The 18,237-nt window shown below is 73.8% G+C and carries 12 protein-coding genes and 1 pseudogene; 6 read left to right on the top strand and 7 right to left on the bottom strand.

What is annotated here, in order from left to right:
* The first annotated feature begins 173 nt into the window (after positions 1 to 173).
* Positions 174 to 797 carry a DinB family protein gene (locus ACZ68P_RS13585; RefSeq protein ID WP_471005685.1) on the top strand — a complete coding sequence of 208 codons (624 nt, stop codon included), beginning with the start codon at positions 174 to 176 and terminating at the stop codon, positions 795 to 797.
* A 522-nt stretch (positions 798 to 1,319) separates the two neighbouring features.
* Here the strand turns inward: ACZ68P_RS13585 and ACZ68P_RS13580 are convergent.
* From ACZ68P_RS13580 to ACZ68P_RS13570, 3 genes are all read right to left on the bottom strand, one after another.
* Positions 1,320 to 2,729, bottom strand: coding sequence for an MFS transporter (locus ACZ68P_RS13580; protein WP_471005684.1), 1,410 nt, complete (start codon positions 2,727 to 2,729; stop codon positions 1,320 to 1,322).
* A gap of 252 nt (positions 2,730 to 2,981) precedes the next feature.
* Complete coding sequence (locus ACZ68P_RS13575; RefSeq protein ID WP_471005683.1) at positions 2,982 to 3,377, bottom strand: ArsR/SmtB family transcription factor; 396 nt, start codon at positions 3,375 to 3,377, stop codon at positions 2,982 to 2,984.
* Positions 3,378 to 3,470: 93 nt separating this feature from the next.
* On the bottom strand, positions 3,471 to 3,692 hold the full coding sequence (locus ACZ68P_RS13570; RefSeq protein WP_365714933.1) for a hypothetical protein: 222 nt from the start codon (positions 3,690 to 3,692) through the stop codon (positions 3,471 to 3,473).
* A 219-nt stretch (positions 3,693 to 3,911) separates the two neighbouring features.
* On the opposite strand from ACZ68P_RS13570, the gene pstS reads away from it, so the two are divergent.
* The gene (gene pstS / locus ACZ68P_RS13565; protein ID WP_471005682.1) at positions 3,912 to 5,036 is read left to right on the top strand and encodes a phosphate ABC transporter substrate-binding protein PstS; all 1,125 of its coding nucleotides are present in this window, start codon (positions 3,912 to 3,914) and stop codon (positions 5,034 to 5,036) included.
* 299 nt (positions 5,037 to 5,335) lie between these two features.
* Here the strand turns inward: pstS and ACZ68P_RS13560 are convergent, their stop codons facing one another.
* Positions 5,336 to 6,109 carry a helix-turn-helix transcriptional regulator gene (locus tag ACZ68P_RS13560; RefSeq protein ID WP_471005681.1) on the bottom strand — a complete coding sequence of 258 codons (774 nt, stop codon included), beginning with the start codon at positions 6,107 to 6,109 and terminating at the stop codon, positions 5,336 to 5,338.
* 212 nt (positions 6,110 to 6,321) lie between these two features.
* On the opposite strand from ACZ68P_RS13560, the pseudogene ACZ68P_RS13555 reads away from it, so the two are divergent.
* The 4 genes and pseudogenes from ACZ68P_RS13555 (at position 6,322) to ACZ68P_RS13540 (ending at position 11,980) form a co-directional block, all read left to right on the top strand.
* Positions 6,322 to 7,588: pseudogene (locus ACZ68P_RS13555) on the top strand (sialidase family protein).
* 229 nt (positions 7,589 to 7,817) lie between these two features.
* Positions 7,818 to 8,414: a DUF1349 domain-containing protein gene (locus tag ACZ68P_RS13550; protein ID WP_471005680.1), complete on the top strand. Its 597-nt coding sequence runs from the start codon at positions 7,818 to 7,820 to the stop codon at positions 8,412 to 8,414.
* Between the two features lie 1,149 nt (positions 8,415 to 9,563).
* Positions 9,564 to 11,144, top strand: a complete 1,581-nt coding sequence (locus ACZ68P_RS13545) for a CBM35 domain-containing protein (RefSeq protein WP_471005679.1) — start codon at positions 9,564 to 9,566, stop codon at positions 11,142 to 11,144.
* 239 nt (positions 11,145 to 11,383) lie between these two features.
* A complete protein-coding gene (locus ACZ68P_RS13540) occupies positions 11,384 to 11,980 on the top strand; it encodes a L,D-transpeptidase family protein (RefSeq protein WP_471005677.1) in 597 nt (198 codons plus the stop codon).
* Between the two features lie 342 nt (positions 11,981 to 12,322).
* Here ACZ68P_RS13540 and ACZ68P_RS13535 read toward each other — a convergent pair whose 3' ends face one another.
* The 3 genes from ACZ68P_RS13535 to ACZ68P_RS13525 all read right to left on the bottom strand — a co-directional run bounded on the left by ACZ68P_RS13535 (position 12,323) and on the right by ACZ68P_RS13525 (position 18,217).
* Positions 12,323 to 13,978 (bottom strand): sigma-70 family RNA polymerase sigma factor, encoded by a 1,656-nt coding sequence (locus ACZ68P_RS13535; RefSeq protein WP_471006356.1) that lies wholly within the window; start codon positions 13,976 to 13,978, stop codon positions 12,323 to 12,325.
* Between the two features lie 224 nt (positions 13,979 to 14,202).
* Complete coding sequence (locus ACZ68P_RS13530) at positions 14,203 to 16,449, bottom strand: FUSC family protein (protein WP_471005676.1); 2,247 nt, start codon at positions 16,447 to 16,449, stop codon at positions 14,203 to 14,205.
* Between the two features lie 382 nt (positions 16,450 to 16,831).
* Positions 16,832 to 18,217: a glycoside hydrolase family 43 protein gene (locus tag ACZ68P_RS13525; protein ID WP_471005675.1), complete on the bottom strand. Its 1,386-nt coding sequence runs from the start codon at positions 18,215 to 18,217 to the stop codon at positions 16,832 to 16,834.
* Between the last annotated feature and the right edge of the window lie 20 nt (positions 18,218 to 18,237).

The raw sequence follows: 18,237 nt of genomic DNA, 5'->3' as shown, positions 1-18,237 counted from the left end.
AACCGGGCGGATCATGATCCGTAACGCGCGTCACACAGGGTGGGGCGGTGGGGTGTGAGGGCCGAAGGGAAGAGTGTCCCGGGCTGGGGGCCGGGCCGGAAAACCGGCCGCGGCGAGGACGGCGCGTGTGTCAGGGTACGGACCGTCCCGCCCACCGCGACCTGGAGCGTTCCATGACACCCCCTCCCCGCTTGATCCCCTTGCTCGAGCAGTTCGACTTCGCGCGGGAGCGGCTGACGGGTCGCCTGGCGGGGCCGTTCGTGGATAGTGGCAACGGCACGGAGGTCGGGGTGGTGCCGCTGAGCGACGAGGAGTACCTCTGGGAGCCGGTGGAGGGGTGCTGGTCCGTACGGCGCCGTTCCCAGGGGCCGGGGGAACGCGCGACGGTCCTGAGCGGCGCCGGGGAGTGGGGGCGCGACTCGGCGCCCCACCCGCACCCCGCTCCCCCGCCTTTCACCACCCTCGCCTGGCGGCTGAGCCATCTCTCCGAGATGCTGACGCTGCGCGCCGACCACACCCACGGCAGCCACCGGCTGACCCGCGACGACTACGAGATCAGCGGCGACGCGGCCACGGCGATCGCCGCCTTCACGTCCGCCGCGGGCGCCTGGCGTGAGGCGCTGCTCGCGGCGGACGACGCGGCGCTCGACAGGGTGGGACACAGCACGTATCCGCACGGCAGCGACGCGGAGGACGTGTTCCTGGACGTCGTCTGGTGGGTCAACCAGGAGATCCTGCACCACGGCGCGGAGATCGCGCTGCTCCGCGACCTCTTCGGGGCGAGGCGGAGGCGGTAGCACCGCCTGGCACGGCACATTGACGCGAAGGCGGGGTCCGGATGTGCGGGCGCGGGGCGCGGTGCACGCAGGGGGATCGCGGTCCGGACATGCAGTCCCCGGCGGTCCGTCACCGCGTCGCGGGTCCTCGACCGTCGCCGAGGGCCGGGAGCGCGGGAGGAGCTGCCGGGGGCCTGGCCAGAGCCAGCGAGTGGGTCACGCGGGACGGTGAACGTCTTCGCCGTCGAGTGCGGCTCGCTCTGGTTTTCTGGTGTATTGGTGATTTTCCTCCCTTTTCGGCAGACGTCAAGGGCTGAGAGGAAGCGCTCGCGTGCGGGACGCGAGAGGGGTGCGGAAGGCGGCGAGCGTGACCGCCCTGCTGGAGGACGAACCGGACCCCGTCTCGACGATTCGCGGGACGGCGGTTCGCCGCCACCGCCGCCGTACGGGCGGGATTGCCCTGTCCGTACGAGGAGTTGCACCGGATCCGGAGGACGGCGACGCTCCACCGGTTCCCCGGCATCCCGCCGGGCTCCTCGCGCCTCACGCCGCGCTTCGTCCGCTCCGGGACCGCACGGTGACGCCCCGCGGGTGCAGGGAGTCGATCCGGAAGTCGTGGGCGTGGCACCGGTCCGCGCCGGCCAGGTGCGGGTGGTCCGGCGCCAGTTCCGGATGGACGTGTTCCAGGGCGTCCGGATCCGTCCGGGGCCACAGGCGCACGGCGGTGACGGCCGCGACGAGGGCGACCACGGCAAGGACGGCCGCCGACGCGGTCAGGCCCGCCCGGGCGGCCGTCCAGCCGGCGAGGGGGTAGGTGAGCAGCCAGCAGCCGTGGGTGAGGGAGAACCGGGCGGCGAACACGGCGGGCAGGTCGGCGGCGCGCGCCGAGCGGCGCAGGAGCCGTCCGCCGGGTGTCGAGACGGCGGAGCCGGCGGCCCCGAGGATCAGCCAGGCGGCCAGCAGGGCGGGCCAGGACCAGGCAGGCGCGCTCGGGTCCGGTCCCGCGCCGGAGAGCGGCTCGGGCGAGGCAGGTGTCAGCCGCGCCAGGGCCGGCACGAGGGCCAGGAGCGCCAGGACGGCGGTCAGGGCGAAGGCGGCGGGCAGCATCAGGGTCCGCTCACGGAGCCGGTCCAGCGCCCGGGGCAGCGCCAGGGCCACCACCATGGAGCCGGCTCCGTACGCGCCGAGGGCGAGGGAGACGTCGCCGGCGCTACGGCCGAGGGTGTCCCGGACCAGGACCACGGTGTTGACGAGGACCATCGCGCCGCCCGCGGCGACGGCCAGGTCGAGCGCGACGAGCGCGCGCAGGCGGGGAGTGGCGAGGACGAGGCGGGTACCGAAGGAGGCTTTCGCGTACATGCCGCCGACGCGCTCGACGGGTGCGGGGCGCGGGAGCAGGACGGAGAGGACCAGCGCGCCCGAGGCGAGGAAGCCGAGGGCCGTACCGACGAAGAGCCAGCTGTGGGAGACGAGGGTCAGCAGCGCCGCGGCGAGGAGCGGACTGAAAAGGTTCTCCAGGTCATAGGCGAGGCGCGAGAGCGAGAGGGCGCGGGTGTAGTCGCGCTCGTCGGGCAGGACGTCCGGGATCGTCGCCTGGAAGGTGGGGGTGAAGGCGGCGGACGCGGCCTGGAGCAGCAGGATCAGTGCGTAGACCTGCCACACCTGGGTCACGAACGGCAGGGCGAGGGCGGCCGTCGCGCGTATCAGGTCCGCGGAGACGAGCAGCGCCCGCCGGGGTATGCGGTCGGCGAGGGCGCCGACCACGGGGGCGATGCCGATGTACGCGGTCATCTTGAGGGCCAGCGCGGTGCCGAGGACGGCGGAGGCGTCGGAGCCCGCCAGGTCGTAGGCGAGCAGGCTGAGCGCGACGGTCGCGAGGCCGGTGCCGGCCAGCGCGACGAGCTGGGCGATGAGGAGATGCCGGTAGGTGCGGTGGCGAAGGATCGAGAGCATGGGCCGCCCCCCACTCGGACAACGGCAGGACACGAGAGGACACCACCGTAGCCGACATGTGCACGCGTGCGCACATGTTGATTCCTGGACGGCCTCCCTCCCGTGCGACGGAAGCTCACGACGCGGCATCGCTGCGGGCGCGACGCCGGTAGGTCGCCCGGGGCGACGGGCGTCAGTCGTGCCAGGGTTCGCCGGTCACCTGGTGGTCGGCGTGGTGGGCCCGACACCGGCAAGACGTCCGGGTGGCGGGCGTCAGTCGTGCCAGGGTTCGCCGGTCACCTGGTGGTCGGCGTGGCTGATCGCCTCGACCACCAGCCGCCGCATGTGCCCGTCCGGCAGCGTGTAGACCACGCGCCGACCGGCCTTGCGGTGCCGGACCAGGCCGCCGAGCCGCAGCTTGGCGAGATGCTGACTCACGGCCGGCCGCGCGGCACCGCACGCCTGGGCGAGAGCCGTCACATCGGCCTCTCCGCGCGTCAGCAGCCACATCAGGTGCAGCCGGGTCGGATCAGCGAGCAGTGCGAACACCCCGGCGGCGGCGGCCAGCTCGGGGGCGCCGGGAGTGCGCTGGTGCGCACCCGGCGCCCCGGCCACACCGGCCGCCCCGGCCACCCCGTGCGCCGCCGGGGGTGTCTCGCGTTCTGGCATGCGCCCATCGTAGGCGCGGCCGTCGGCCCTCCCGCCCGCACACAGAAGCCCCGCCCCCGGCGCACGGCATCGGGGGCGGGGCTTCTCAGGGCATCAGAGTTTGTGCATGCCCTTGTAGGGGCTCAGGATGCGGAGCCGGCTGGCCCCGAAGTCGACGAGAAGAGCGCCCGTCGCTTCCTGGCCGATAACCGTCCCGAGACCGTGGCGGTCATGGGAAACGCGGTCGCCGACGGAGAAATCCTTGATCACAGGGTCGGAAGGGGCCGCAAAGGGGCTGGTGGGCAGGTGGCGCCGGGGCGCGGATCGGTTCGTCATCGTGTACCCAGTATGCGCCGCCCGGCACACTGAGGAACAGTCTCGAACGCTCGTCCGGTGTGAAGGGTCGCCTCGAACGCTCCCCGACGGACGCCCGGATGCCCCCTCCCGTTCACCTTCACTCCACCTCACGCTCCGCGATGTCGGTGATCATCGTTCGCACCGGGCCCGCGGGACGCACCGCGGCCGTTCATCCGCGCAGGTCCAGGGAGGATCACGGTGCAGCTCCGAGGAACGGGACGGGCGAACCGCCGGGTGGGAGCCGCCACCGCCATGGCGGCGACGCTGCTTCTCACGGCCTGCGGTGCGGACGGCGGCGCCGAAGCACAAGGGGTGTCCGCCGCCGAGCCCGTACCGGACATCGCGTGCGCCGACGCGGGCAAGGTGCGCGGCTCCGGCTCCTCGGCCCAGCAGAACGCGATGAAGCGCTGGATCCAGCAGTACCGCCTGGCGTGCCCGGGCGTGGAGGTCGCCTACAACCCGCTCGGATCGGGAGCGGGGGTCGCCCAGTTCCAGCGCGGGGCCACCGCGTTCGGCGGCACGGACCAGGCCCTGAGCGCGCGGGACGTGAAGGACAGCGAGCAGGTGTGCCGAGGCGGGCGTGCCATCGACCTGCCCATGGCGGGCGGTCCGATCGCGATCGGATACCACCTGCCGGGGGTGACGGACCTGGTGCTCGACGCGCCGACCCTCGCCCGCCTCTTCGACGCCCGGATCACCCGCTGGAACGATCCGTCGATCCAGCGGCTCAACCCGGGAGCGACCCTGCCGGACCTCCCGGTGATCCCGGTCCACCGCGCCGACGACTCCGGCACCACCCAGAATCTCACCGCCTATCTCAGGAGCGCGGCACGGTCGTCCTGGCCGTACCCGGCGGGCAAGCAGTGGCAGGCCGAGGGCGGCCAGTCGGGCACCGGCTCGGACGGCGTCTCCGCCGCCGTGAGCCAGACCGAGGGCGCCATCGGCTACTTCGAGCTGTCCTTCGCGGCCAAACGGAAGATCACCACGGTGCGGATCGCCACCGGCGCCTCCCGGCCCGTCGCGCCGAGCACCGAGAGCGCCTCGCTGGGCATCGCCGAGGCGAGGATCGCCGACGACGGCAAGGACCTGGCGCTCTCCCTGGAGTACACGACCTCGGCGGAGGGCGCGTACCCGATCGTCCTGGTGACGTACGAGATCGTCTGCGACACCGGAAACCGGCCGGAGACGCTCCCGGCGCTGAAGTCCTTCCTCGCCTACACCGCCGGGGAGGAGGGGCAGCGTCAACTGCCCGCGATCCACTACGCACCGCTGCCCGACTCGGTCGCGACCCAGGTACGGCAGGTGATCGGCACGCTCTCCTGACCATCGGGCCACGACGCCCCTCCCCCGCGCCGCGATCTTCGCCTTTCGGCCCATGGTCCCGCTCGCGCGTGATCGGCGATCCTGGGGGCCGCACGAGAGGAACGCCACCTTCCTCTTGTGCCGGTCCGGCACGGGGGGCCGGACCGGCACGACAGGTGGGACGCGGCGCTTCGGTCAGCGGCCCCGGCCGCACGGGCCTCGTCAGCCGCCCTTCGTCAATCGGCCATCGTGAGCCGGCCTTCGTGAGCCGACCGCCAAGATCCGGCCTTCATCAGCCGGCCTTCGTCAGCCCGCCCTCGTCAGCCCGCCCAGGCTCGCGCCAGGGCGACGCGGTTGGGAGCGCCCGACTTGCGCCGCGCAGCGGCCAGGTGCTTCTTCGCCGTCCCCACGTCCACGACCATGCGCCGGGCGATCTCCTCGTCCCGCAGCCCCTCGCTCAGGAGGGCCACGGCCTCCGTCTCACGCGGTGTGAGCAGCCGCGCCCACGGCGGCCTGGCGTCGAGCAGTCCCGCCGCGATACGGAGGACCGCCGGCCCGAGCGAGCCGAGGAGGGTGACCTCCCGTGCTCCGAAGGCCCGTTCCTCCTCGTCGAACAGGGCGACGCCGAAGAGCAGCCCCGCGTCGGGGCACGACCACGACTTGGCCATCACCGCGCCGATACCGGCCGGCCGCAGGAAGTCGTCGACGTAGGCGCGCCGTTCCCCCTCGACCAGGTGCTCCACGTCGAGCAGCCTCAGCGGCCGGCCGGACGCCCCGCCGGGCCGGCGCGTGGCGGCCAGGGCGATCGGGTCGAGCCGGTGGAAGCGTTCCCGGTACGGATCCATCGTCGGCACCGCGAGCCCGGACGCCTGCGCCGTCGCGTCCCGGAAGAGCCTGGGGCGCGTGTCCCCGCTGAGCACGGCGGCATTGCGGAACTCCAGCCGTCCGGCGAGCGATTCGGCGAGCAGGGCGCCCAGTTCCGGCAGCGTACGGGCGGAGTGGCAGTCGGCGACGACGGCGAGCAGCCGGTCGACGTCCGCCACGGGGAGTAAGTCCACGCTGCCCTCCGGGCCGAGCCGGTGATGGTCGGTCACAGCCAGCGTACGAGCCCGTCGCTCTCCGCGCCCGCGGGAAGCGGCAGCGGCGCGCCGGGGGCGGTACGGCGTGTGATGCGCCGGGTACGGCCGGCGGTTCATCGGCTCTTCGTCCCGCGGGCCCTGGGGGTCGCCCGTTCCTTCAGGCCCCGGCCATGTCGGCGCGGCACTTCTGGTGCCCGGCGGGTTTCCGGGTCCGGGAGGAGAGCACCATGAGGCGGGCGTTCCCCGCGAGGCGCCGGCCCGGGGCGGGCGCGCTCGTTCTCGGGCCGGCCCTCGCGGTGGGGGTCCTCGGCGTGGCCGTGGGGCTGCACGGCGACACCCCGGGTTCGCAGGGCGGCACCGGAGCGGGGGCGGAGCCGCGCTGCACCTCGTCCGTTCCGTACGTCTCCGGTACCGGCGGCTACGCGGCCTACCGCATTCCGGCCGTCGTACGGACCCACGACGGAACTCTGCTCGCCTTCGCCGAGGCGCGGGTCGGCGGGACCGGTGACAGCGGCGCCATCGACGTCGTGGTCAGGCGCTCGCGTGACGGCGGGTGCGGGTGGGAGCCCACGCGGGTCGTGGCGGCGGGGCGAGGGGACACGCGGGGCAATCCGTCGCCCGTCGTCGATCCACGGACGGGCGACGTCGTCCTCGTCACGTCGTACAACGCGGGCGGGGTGACGGAGGGGCGGATCCTGCGCGGAGAGGTCACGGCGGATCAGGTCCGGCGGGTGTTCGTCCAGCGGAGCCGGGACGACGGTCGGTCGTTCTCCGCTCCCCGGGAGATCACCTCGGCGGTGACGAGACCCGGCTGGCGCTGGTACGCCACCGGCCCGGGCCACGCCATCGCCTTGACGCGCGGCGCCCACGCGGGACGCCTCGTGGTGCCGGCCAACCATTCCGCGGCCCCGCCGCCCGGCTCCCCGGACACCGGTCGGGAGCCGCGGTACTACGGGGCGCACGCGCTGCTCAGCGATGACGGGGGCCGGACGTGGCGCCTCGGCTTCACGGACGACACGCGTGACGGCGGAACCAACGCCAACGAGTCCACAGCCGCGGAACTTCCGGACGGCTCGCTGTACTTCAACGCCCGCGACCAACTCGGGACGCGTCGGGGCCATCGGGCCGACGCCTTCTCCACCGACGGCGGCGCCACTCTCGAAACGCCCCTACGCGCCCCAGCCGTCGCTCGACGACGCCCCGGTCGTCCAGGGGAGCGTGCTCCAGGTGGCGGGGCGGGGCGGGCCCTTGCTGTTCTCGGCTCCCTCGACGCCGACCGAGCGCGCGGGGATGGCGCTGTGGAGCAGCACGGACGACGGCCGCTCGTTCACGAGAACGCTGACCTTGTCCGCGCGGGCCGCCGCCTACTCGGACCTGGTGCAACTCGACGCGCGGACGGTCGGGATCCTCTACGAGACGGGGACCGCCGACCCGTACGAGTCGATCGAGTTCCGCCGCCTGCGGCTCGAAGCGGCCGCGAGGACGCGGGGGTAGCGAGGGGCGCGGGTGACGGTGGCGGGGCGCGCGGCGCGGGTGAGGGGGGCGGGCGGCCGGGACGAGGGCGCGCGGCGCGGGCGAGAGGGCCGGGCGGCCGGGACGAGGGCGCGCGGCGCGGGCGAGACAGGGACCGCCCACCACCGGGACGTTTGGATTCTCGGACGACTCCTTGGACTCTCGGGGACTTTCCCTGGCCCTGGGGGCGCCCGCTTGCGAGGGTGGCCACATGATCGATTCCTCCGCACCCTTTCCCGGTGCCGCCTGGGCCGTTGCGCCCGCTTCCTGGTCGGCGAGCGACGGCGTGGTGACCGTCACGGCCGCGTCCGGTACCGACATCTTCACGGACCCGCTGAACGGGGCGGCGAAGCACGACGCGGCCCTGGCCCTGGCCACTCCCCCGGACGGCGACTGGCAGTTCTCGGCCCGCGTCCAGGTGGACTTCCGGGCGAACTGGGACGCCGGCGCGCTGATTGTCTGGTCCGACGACGAGCACTGGGCCAAGCTGAACTTCGAACAGGCCCCGGACGGCACACCGAGCGTCTTCTCCGTCGTCACGCGCGGCCGCTCGGACGACGCGGTCGCCGGTCCCGTCACCTCCCCCGCCCTGTGGCTGCGGATCAGCCGGGTCGACGACGGGTTCGCCTTCCACACCTCGGCCGACGGTGCGACCTGGCACCTGGTACGGCAGTTCACCCTGAACGCCCCGTCGGCACCGCGGGTCGGCATCGAGGTCCAGTCCCCGGTGGGCGACGGCTGCCGCGTCACGTTCGACACCATCACCCTCACCCGCACGCGCCTCGGCGGCCTGAACGACGGGTCGTGACCTTCCGCACCTGAGCCTCCCAGAGGACGTGGGGTCCCCTGGGGGAAAGCGGGTGGCCAGGATGCGGGGAGGGTCGGAGGCCGGCGCCCGGGGAGGACCGGCGGCTTGGGCGGGCCGGCACTCGAACTGCGGTCTGGCCCGGAACGGTTGCGCAACCCGAGCGTTGGGGCTCTGAGTCGCGGGACCCCGGCCCAGCCCCAGGGCCCGGGGCCCTCTCGACTCACCGGCCAGGGGCCCGGGCCACCGGCCGCCGGTACGCCCCACGCGGCGCCGCCAAGGGGGGCCACACGCGCGTACGGGTCACCGCCCCGCAGCAGCCCCCTAGGGAGTGTCCGGGAAAGGTCGGCGTCCGCCCGGAGTGCGGGGCTGCGGCGTCCGGTGCGTGCGATCGCAAGGCGGAGGAGGGAGACATGGCGGAGCCATGACGACCGACGACAACGCGGCCGGGGCACCCCCGTACCCGAAGGGCTACGGGGGAGCACGTGCAGGACGCCGCGACCCAGGCGAGACGTGACGGACACGACCCAGCGCCCGCGCCGCTCGACCTCGGCTCTCCCCCGGCCCACAAGACCCCAGGCCACCCGCCTCCAGCCGTCGTCTCGAAGCTCCGTCACGCCACACCCGGCGCAAAGGTCCACCCACACGTACGGGATACCGTCCCGCCGCAGCATCCCCAGCGCCCGTAGCGCTCGGCCTCGGCTCTTCACCCGGCCTACAGGGCCCACGGCCACCGGCCACTGAGCCACTCTCCGGCGCCCCGTCACGCCGCACCCGGCACCACCGCGCCCCCGCCGGGTCGCCGCGCCCGCCACGGTCCACAAGCGGCCCCCTTGCCTCAGCTCCTCTCTCGCGCGCCTCCGTCACGCCGAACCCGGCGTCGCCGAAGCCCACGCGCTGACGGAAGCCCGGCGCTTCCGGCCGCGCCTCAGCCGGCCGGAAGCAGCCGGCCCCGGGCCGGCTGCGCCCGCCCACCCGGGGCCCCGCCCCCGGCGCGCTCCGCGCCCCATCGCGCTTCGTCCGAACTATTGACGTGCCCATGGCGCACTCCTAGCGTAGCAAGCGCTTTCTATCTCTCTCGTGTCGAGAGCCGCTTTGTCCCACCCGTCGCCCTGCCGCGCGCAGGCGACCACGGAGAAGAACGAGGCCCCCATGAACCCCCGATCCCCCCTGGCTTTACTCGCCTGTTCGGCGCTGGCCGTCGGCGCCGTCGTGGCCCTTCCCGCCTCATCGGCGTCGGCCGCGTCGGTGCGTCTCGAAGCCGAGCGCGCACCCGCCACCTGTGACGGAACCATCGACTCCGATTGGTCCGGTTTCTCAGGAAGCGGTTTCTGCAACGGTCGCAACGCCGTGGGCGCGGCGGTCCAGTTCACGGCGGACGCGGCGCAGGCCGGCACCGCCACGCTGAAGCTCCGCTTCGCCAACGGAACCACGACCGCGCGGCCCGCGAGCGTCACGGTGAACGGCGCGGCGGTCACGACGTCGTCCTTCGAGGGCACCGGCACCTGGGACGCGTGGACGACGAGGACCCTGACGGTGTCGCTGAAGGCGGGTGCCAACACCATCCGCCTGAGCCCCACCGCCGCCGTGGGCCTGCCCAACATCGACTCCCTCGACGTGGAGACGGGTGACGCCCCGCCGCCCACGAGCTCCGCGCTGTACGTGGCGCCGAACGGCACGGACGGAGCCGCCGGCACCGAGACGGCCCCGACCACGCTCACCTCCGCGATCGGCCGCGTCGCCCCCGGCGGCACGATCTACGTGCGCGGCGGCACCTACCGTTACGCGCAGACGGTCACGATCGCGACCGGCAACAACGGCACCGCCGGTGCCCGCAAGAAGCTGGCCGCCTATCCCGGCGAGACCCCCGTGCTGAACTTCTCGGCGATGGCCGAGGACCCGGCGAACCGCGGGCTCGCGGTGAACGGGTCGTACTGGCACGTCCACGGCATCGTGGTCGAACGGGCCGGCGACAACGGGATCTTCGTCGGCGGCAGCGGCAACATCTTCGAGCGTACGGTGACGCGTTACAACCGGGACACCGGGCTCCAGCTGTCGCGCGCGGCCTCGACCACCCCGCGCGACCAGTGGCCGTCCGACAACCTGATCCTCAGTGCGGAGTCGCACGACAACGCGGACTCCGACGGCGAGGACGCCGACGGCTTCGCCGCGAAACTGACGGTCGGCCCGGGGAACGTGTTCCGTTACGCCGTGGCCCACAACAACATCGACGACGGCTGGGACCTCTACACCAAGACGGACACCGGGCCCATCGGCGCCGTGACGATCGAGGACTCCCTCGCGTACGCCAACGGCACGCTCAGCGACGGCACCGTGAACTCCAACGGCGACCGCAACGGCTACAAGCTCGGCGGCGAGGACATCGCGGTCGACCACGTCGTCCGGCGCAGCATCGCGTACCGCAACGGCAAGCACGGGTTCACGTACAACAGGAACCCCGGGACGATGACCGTGTCGGGCAACATCAGCATCGACAACGCCCAGCGCAACTACACCTTCGAGGCCGGCACCTCGGTGTTCCGCGACAACGTCTCGTGCCGCGCCGGCAGCGGCACCAGCGACAAGATCGTGGGTAACGCCGACGGCACGAACCAGTTCTGGTCCGGCTCCAACGGATCCCGGTGCTCGTCCTACGCGGGCGGTCTGGGCTGGTCGTTCGCCACGGACGGCCGCCTCGCCGTGACCTTCGGCGGCGCGTCGGTCACGCCGTAGCGACTCCGGTCGGCCCGTCGGACTTCCCCCTTCCCCCGACGGGCCGACCGGCCGCCCCGGCGCTCGGGTGCCTCGTGACCCGCGGGGCGCCCGACGGCGCACGAGGGTGGTGCGGGCGGAAGCGCGGTCGGGCGCGCTCCGGCCGCTCGGGTGACGAGCGGACGCGGAACTGTGAAGTGGCATCGGTTTCTCAGGACCCTTCACTTCTCCCCGTACGAGCAAATGAAGGGCGCCGACCCGTGAAGCCGATCAACCGTGGGACCCGTACGGCCTTGGCCCTGGCCGCCGTCGTCGCATCGCTGGCGATGACGGCCCCGGCCGCCGACGCGCGGCAGGAGAAGACGGCCCGGCCGGCCGCCGGAGGCGTGAGCGCGGCCGCCGAGCGCGGTGCGACCCTCGTCTTCGACAAGAACCCCTCGGACCCGACCCGTTCCCAGCTGCGGCTCTACCGGAACGGAAGGCTCCAGAGCAGCTACCGCGCGGGGTCGGGCACCGGGGTCAAGGACGACTGCGTGCGCAACGAGGGCTGGATGCCGAACGGCACGTGGCGGATCAGGCAGAAGACCCGTACGTACCACGGCGATCTGGTGAAGGGGTACGCCGTCTACCTCCAGGACATGCGGTGTTCCCGGGGGACCACGACGCGCACCGAGATGTTCGTCCACTCGGAGATGAACAGCGACGGCACTCAGGGCCGCACCGAGCGGCGCCGATGGGACGGACCGGGCGACTACCGGTCCAACGGCTGTGTGAAGCTCAAGCCGGCCGACGTCAAGGACCTGTTCGACCGCCTCCGGCGGATCGGCTGGCCCACGCACCTGCGCGTCGTGTCCTGACACCGCCGCCCGTCGCCTGGCGGCGGGGGGGACGGATGTGCGACGCCCGGGGTCGCCGTCCGGAGGTCCGCGCCGCCGGTACGCTCCGCTCGAGCTGCTCATGCGCGACATCGTGAGCGGCCTCGGACTGGCGGAGCAGTACCGGCCGCCGTCCTCGGCGACGGGCTGACACCCCGGCTCGGACCGAGCCGGCACCCCGGCTCGGTCCGAGGAGCGGCGGGCTCGCACGGGCCGAGGAGCGGCGGCCAGGGCCGGGCAAGGAGCGGCGAACCGGTCCGGGCGGAGGCGACCGGTCCGGTCGAAGGAGCGGCGGACCGGTCCGGGTGGGGGCGACCGGCCCGGTCAGCGGGCGCCGAAGACCTGGGTCCAGTAGGGCCCTCCGGCCGTGTGGATCCCGATTCCGATCTCCTTGAAGGAGCAGTTGAGGATGTTCGCCCGGTGCCCGGGGCTGTTCATCCAGGACTCCATGACCTGCGCCGCGCTGCTCTGCCCCATGGCGATGTTCTCGCCGTAGGTCGTCCACCGGTAGCCGGTGGCCGTGACGCGCTCGCCCGGGCCGTCGCCGTCGGGGTTGGTGTGGTCGAAGTAGTCGCGCGCCGCCATGTCGTCGGAGTGCCCCTGAGCGGCCTGGTCCAGGAGGTCGTTCCCCGTCAGCGGGCCACACCCCGCCTTCGAGCGCTCGGAGTTGACGATGTCGACCACCTGCTGGGCGGTGGAGTCGGGGCGGGCGGCGGCCGAGGTGCGCGACCGTGTGCGGGTGGGCTCGGGCGTGGCCTCGGGCGAGGCGGTGCGGGTGGCCGGCGCCTTGCTCGGCGCCGGCTTCGTCGGCGTGGCGGCCTTCGCCGACGGGCTCTTGCTCGGGGTGGGGGGCGCCGACGGCGAGAGGGTGGCGGAGGGCGAGGCGGTGGCCGGGTCGAGAGGGGTCGGCAGGGCGGCCCCGGGGGCGGCCGCGCGTGTCGCGTCGACGGCCTTCCCGTCCCCGTCGGGGCCGGTGCCGAGGTAGAAGGACCCGCCGGTGACGGCCACCACCGCGAGGCCCGCGGCGACGACGGCGCGGCGGCGGGCGCGCCGCTGCTGCCTGCGGCGGGCTCCGCGGGAGCCCTGCCCGGCGGCGCCGCCGTCCCGCCCGGCTCGGTGGCGTGCCGCCCGGGACGGACCGGACGCGGCGGCCGGGAGGATCTGCGCGGACTCGCCGGCGAGGCCGAAGCCGGCGCTCTCGCGGACCCGCGCGAGCAGCAGCGCCGCCGGGGGGACGAGCAGGAGTCCGGCGAGCAGCCCCTCGGCGGGGACGAGACCGCTCCACAGGCCCGCGCAGTGGGCGCAGCCGCGGGCATGGCGGGCTATTCGCTTGCGCCACAGGGCGGAGGGGTGGCCGTCCCAGCCGCCGATCTCGTACCCCAGGGTGGGGCACAGCGGACGCGCCGACAGGGCCCTGACCACGACTCGGGCCGCGTCCAGCTGCGTCTTCATGCGCTGGACCCGGACCGCGGTGTGCTGGGTGGACAGTTCGAGAGCGTCCGCCACCTCGTGCCGGGTCAGCTCTCCCGCGCACTCCAGCCACCAGAGGGAGAGCAGGGCCCTGTCGTCCGGCTCCAGCCAGCGGGTCGCCTCGGCGGTCTCGCGCCGCTGACCGGACAGGTTCAGGCGGACCAGTGTCAGGTCCACGAAGTCGGCGCCCGGGTGGGCGACCTCGCGGGCCTCGTCCAGGACGCCGGGACGCAGGCCGGTCTGCTGTGCGTGCCAGTGGCTGCGGACGCGGTTCACGGCGATGGCCACCAGCCAGGAGCGGAAGCCGTCCGGGGAGCGCAGGCCGGCGAGCCCGTCGAGCGCGCGCAGCATCGTCTCCTGCACGACGTCGTCGACGTCGTGGTGGCCGTTCATCGCCCGGCCCACGATGTTGTAGACCAGGGGGAGGTAGGCGGCGACGAGCTGGTCCTGCGCCCACAGGTCCCCGCTCTGGGCCGCCCTGACCAGATCCGTACCGCTCTGTACGCCCATGTCCTGTTTCACGCTGCCTGTCCTGCCTGTTGTCGATGCCCAACACTCGGGAGACCGCAGGGCGTCTCTCCGATAACAGAAAACACCGAAGATATTTTCGGACCGGTCCTGAGTCGAGCCGGCACTCGGCCCGGCCGGAAGGCACTCGGCCGTGTCCGAAGGCACTCTGTCGCGCTTCGCCCGGAAGCTCGTCGCTCGCGCGGAGCACGCTGCGAGGAGCGGGCTCACCGCCCCGACGGCCGCCCGGAAGCGCCGTCGGTGATCCGGTCCAGGTCCGGCAGCAGCGCGTCCAGCCAGGCGTCCGCCGCATAGTAGCTGTTCGGTGTCGCGGCGGATACGGCCCCGGTCGCGCCGGGGCCCTCGGGCCACGCGTCCGGGACCGGCCCGGGCACGCGCACCCGCGAAGAGGCGCCGTCGGGGGCCAGGACGGCCGAGAGCAGCAGCATCCGACCCGCCACATGGTCCGCGAGCCGCATCACCGCGGCCGACTCCGCGGGCCCCAGCGGCGGTGCGACGACGGGTACCGGCGGCCCCGTCGCCGGCACGGGCGGCACCAGCACGCGCTCCGCGCCCCACAAGGTGTGGTGCCCGGCCAGCAGCACCGCCTGCCAGTCGACCGCCCCCGGCTCGTCCCCGGGCGCCGGACCGGATCCGGACGTCCCCACGACCGGGCCCCGCGGCTCGCTCAGGTACTGCGCGAAGGCGGACTCGGCCAGCACGAGCGAGTGGCGCAGGGAGCCGTTCCCCGGTGGCGCTCCGGGGTCGCGCAGCCCACCGGCCGCCACCGTCGCGGCCGTGGCGACCACGGCCTCGGCGGCCGCCCGCATGAGCGCGGCACACGAGCGACGCACCTCGGCGTGCGCGCCGCGCGGCCAGGCGAGGAGTCCGAAGACGACGCCGATCGCGCTGCCGACGACGACGTCCAGAAGCCGGACCTCGGCCAGCCGCCAGGTGGCCGGGGCGAGCTGGGCGAACACCAGGGAGACCACGAGCGCGAACATCGCCTGCGCCCAGCCGACGCCCTTCACCGGGCCCACCGTGAAGGTGATCAGCAGCACCGGCAGCATCACGGCCGCGTACACGGGCGTGTCGGTTCCGACCAGCGCCAGCACGCCCGCCGTGCACAGCGCCCCGATCAGCGTCCCGGCGAGCGCCTGGCGGATGCCGGTCCGGGTGGCGTCCAGGGTCGTCCGGGTCAGGGTCAGCGTCGCGAGCAGCGCCCAGAAGCCGTGCGGCAGCGTGGCCAGGCCGGCGACGGCGCGGGCGGCCGCCAGCGCCAGGCTGATCCGCACCGCGTTCTGGAAGAAGACGGACCTGCTCCCCGCGTTTCCCACCAGACGCCGCCACCACAGCCTCGGCGCCCGCATCCGCGCGTACCAGAACCGGCCGAGGGGCAGGGCGGCCCCGGCGCGCCGTCCCCGGACCGCCAGGCCCGCGGCCGCCGCCAGGGCGAGCGTGGCGTCGGCGAGCTCCAGCAGGTCCGCCCGGCGGCGCGCGGACGTCGGGACGGCCCGCCGGGGCGGCGCCGCGGCCAGCCGCGCGCGCTCACCGGCCAGGGCGTGCGTCGTCTCTCCTCCCTCGGCCCCGCGCAGCAGCCCGGCGGTGTCCTCAGCCGACCGCGCGAGCGCGCGCAGCAGGTCGAGGCCCCGGTCCGGCGGGTCCTGGCCGGGCGGTACCCCGGGCAGCCGGGTCAACCGGTTGATCAGCGTGCGCGCCGCGAGGCCGGTATGGGCGAGGCCGCGGGAGCGGACCCCCGGCCCGGCCGGGCGGTCCGCCTCGGGCACCCGCGAGGGTCGCAACGCCTCGGCCGCCGCCCTGGCGGCCTCCGCGGTCGCGGGTGAGAGCGTGAACGGCGGGCGGGCCAGCTCCGCGGCGCAGCGCTCGGCTGTGGCGGCGGCGCGGGCGGCGAGTTCGCGGTACGGGACGGGCGGAGGTTCGGGCAGGAGGAACGCCTCGGCGAGGGCGAGCACGAGGATCCCGGCGGTGATCCCGAGCAGGCGCTCGCCCACGGTGTCCGGCGCGTAGGGCGGGAACGACGGCAGGATGTACAGCAGCTGGAGGCCCGGCGCGGCGCCCGCCGGGCGTGGCCCGCCGACGGCGACGAACGCCAGCGCGAAGCCGATGACCAGCATCCCGGCCACCGCGCTCCAGGTCCGTACGGCCAGGAAGGAGCCCGCGGCGATCAGGAGCCAGGCGGCCGGGAGCAGTCGGATGAGCACGGAGGCTCGTTGCCGCCCGGTTCCCGGGATGCGCGAGAGGCCGGCCAGGGCGACCGCGGCGAACAGCGCGTACGTGGCCGCGACGGGCACCCCGAAGCCGTACAGGAACAGATAGAAGCAGGTGCCCGCGGCCAGGGTGACGCGCAGCGAGCGCCGGGCCGGGGCCCGGTAGGCGGGGGGCAGCCGGAAGAGACCCCTCCACCGTCCGACGCCCTGGGCGCCCACACGGCCGCCGGCACCGTTGGCCTCCATGCCACCAGGATCGGGCAACCGCCGGTCCCCGGCACCCCGCCGCCCGCCGTCCGGCCGGTGTCCCGCCGCGGGTGGCCCCGCTCCGAGGTGGGGGCAGGGCGGGTGCGACGGCCGGCGCCGGCGGGGTGAGGACGGGCGAACCGATCCGGCGTGATCATGGTGCCGTACGCCTTCCGGCCGCCGCCGGTGACCGGCGCGGCCGGGGCCGTGGCGGTGGTGTCCGCACGGCTCAGGCCCGGAGAAGGCGCCCCCCGGAGAAGGCGCCTCCCGGAGGGCCGATGACGGCCGTCATGACGCGGCCGTGGAAGGCGGTCGCGAGGCCCTTCCCGGCAGTGTCGTGAGGGCACTGCCGGGAAGCCTCGTCGGCGCCGGGCCGGGAGCGTCAGTACCCGATACGGAAGGTCGCGTCGTCACGCCCGAGGGCGTCCTGAACCTCCTGGAGGAGGAGCTGCCGGTTGCTGTGCCGGATATATCGAGTGGGGTAGTTGAAGGACCGGAAGGAAGACCAGCCGCTGTGGGCGAGGCCGGGCACACGGTGGAAGGTGGCGTCGGCGCGGAAGCCGGCGGATCCGTCGTCGCGGCCGAGGCGGATCTCGAAGTTCTGGTGGCGCAGGTAGTGCCCGGGGTAGTTGACGGACTCCAGGGAGACCCCGCTCGGATCCGCGAGACCGGACACGACCCGCCACTGTGCGTCCTGGTACGACGCGAACGGCATCGCGTCGATGCGTCCGCCGAGGTTCGCGTGCCGGACGAACGAGTCGGGGTGGTTGTACGACTTCAGCCGGTTCCACCGGGTGCCGCCGTATCGGCCCAGGAGCCTGGTCCGATCGTCTGCGGTGATCGGGTGGATGGCGTTGTGCTTGGAGTTGAGCGGGGCCGTGTAGGTCTGCTGGGGGACCGGCTGCCAGACGCCTGTCGCGATGTCGCCCTGCCAGGCGTAGAACACGTTGTTGGGGTTGAAGTGATCGCCCCACAGCCACCAGGTGTTCGACGTGAGGGATTTGACCAGCGTCGGCGCCTCGATGGAGCCGTTCCCCACGCCGTCGGTGTACGTGACGAAGCTGCCGGGTGCCAGCGAGTTCGAGCGGGCGCCGGCCAGGCGGCCGGTGACGTAGTCGGCGTAGTAGAGGTAGTTGACGCCGTTGACACCGGTGACCAGATGAGAGTCGATGGCGTTTCCTCCGGTGTCGTGGAGGACGACCGGTGCGGTGGCGGTGACGAAGTCCGAGGTGTAGGACACCATGATGACGGAGTGGTCGTACCCGGTCGGTGTGGTCGAGAAGGTGACGCCGTACTTTTGGCGCCCCCCGTCCCAGTAGACGGACGGCGCCCACGTGAACGAGCCCGTGTTCGGCCGGTTGACGTTGAGCAGGCGGTCGGCGGACCAGTTCACGAGGTCGGGCGAGGTCCAGATGTGGATGTTCGGGTTCGGGGCCCAGAAGTCTCCTCCTTTCGGGATGTCGGTGGCGGCGACGACCCAGGTGCCGTCGTTCCGGCGGAAGATGAAGGGGTCGCGGATGCCCTTCGCTCCGGCTGTGGCGGTGAGGACGGCCTGATTGTCGTTCAGGGGCGTCCACTCGCGGGCGTCGGTGCTCACCGCGAGGTGAACGGCGTTGACGGAGTCATCGCCGTTCAGGGACTCCTTGAAGTACGCCATGACGTACGCGGCATCGGCCGGCGCGGAATGGGCCGGCGCGGTGACGGTGATCACGGCGGTCAGCGCGATGACGGCACCGGCCACAAGGCTGACCAAGCGTCGAAGGAACATGGCACGACTCTCCTTGGGGC

Source organism: Streptomyces sp. NPDC036822 (genome assembly GCF_055609145.1).
The sequence above is the reverse complement of the archived record's forward strand: the minus strand, read 5'-3'. Positions and strand labels throughout refer to the sequence as shown.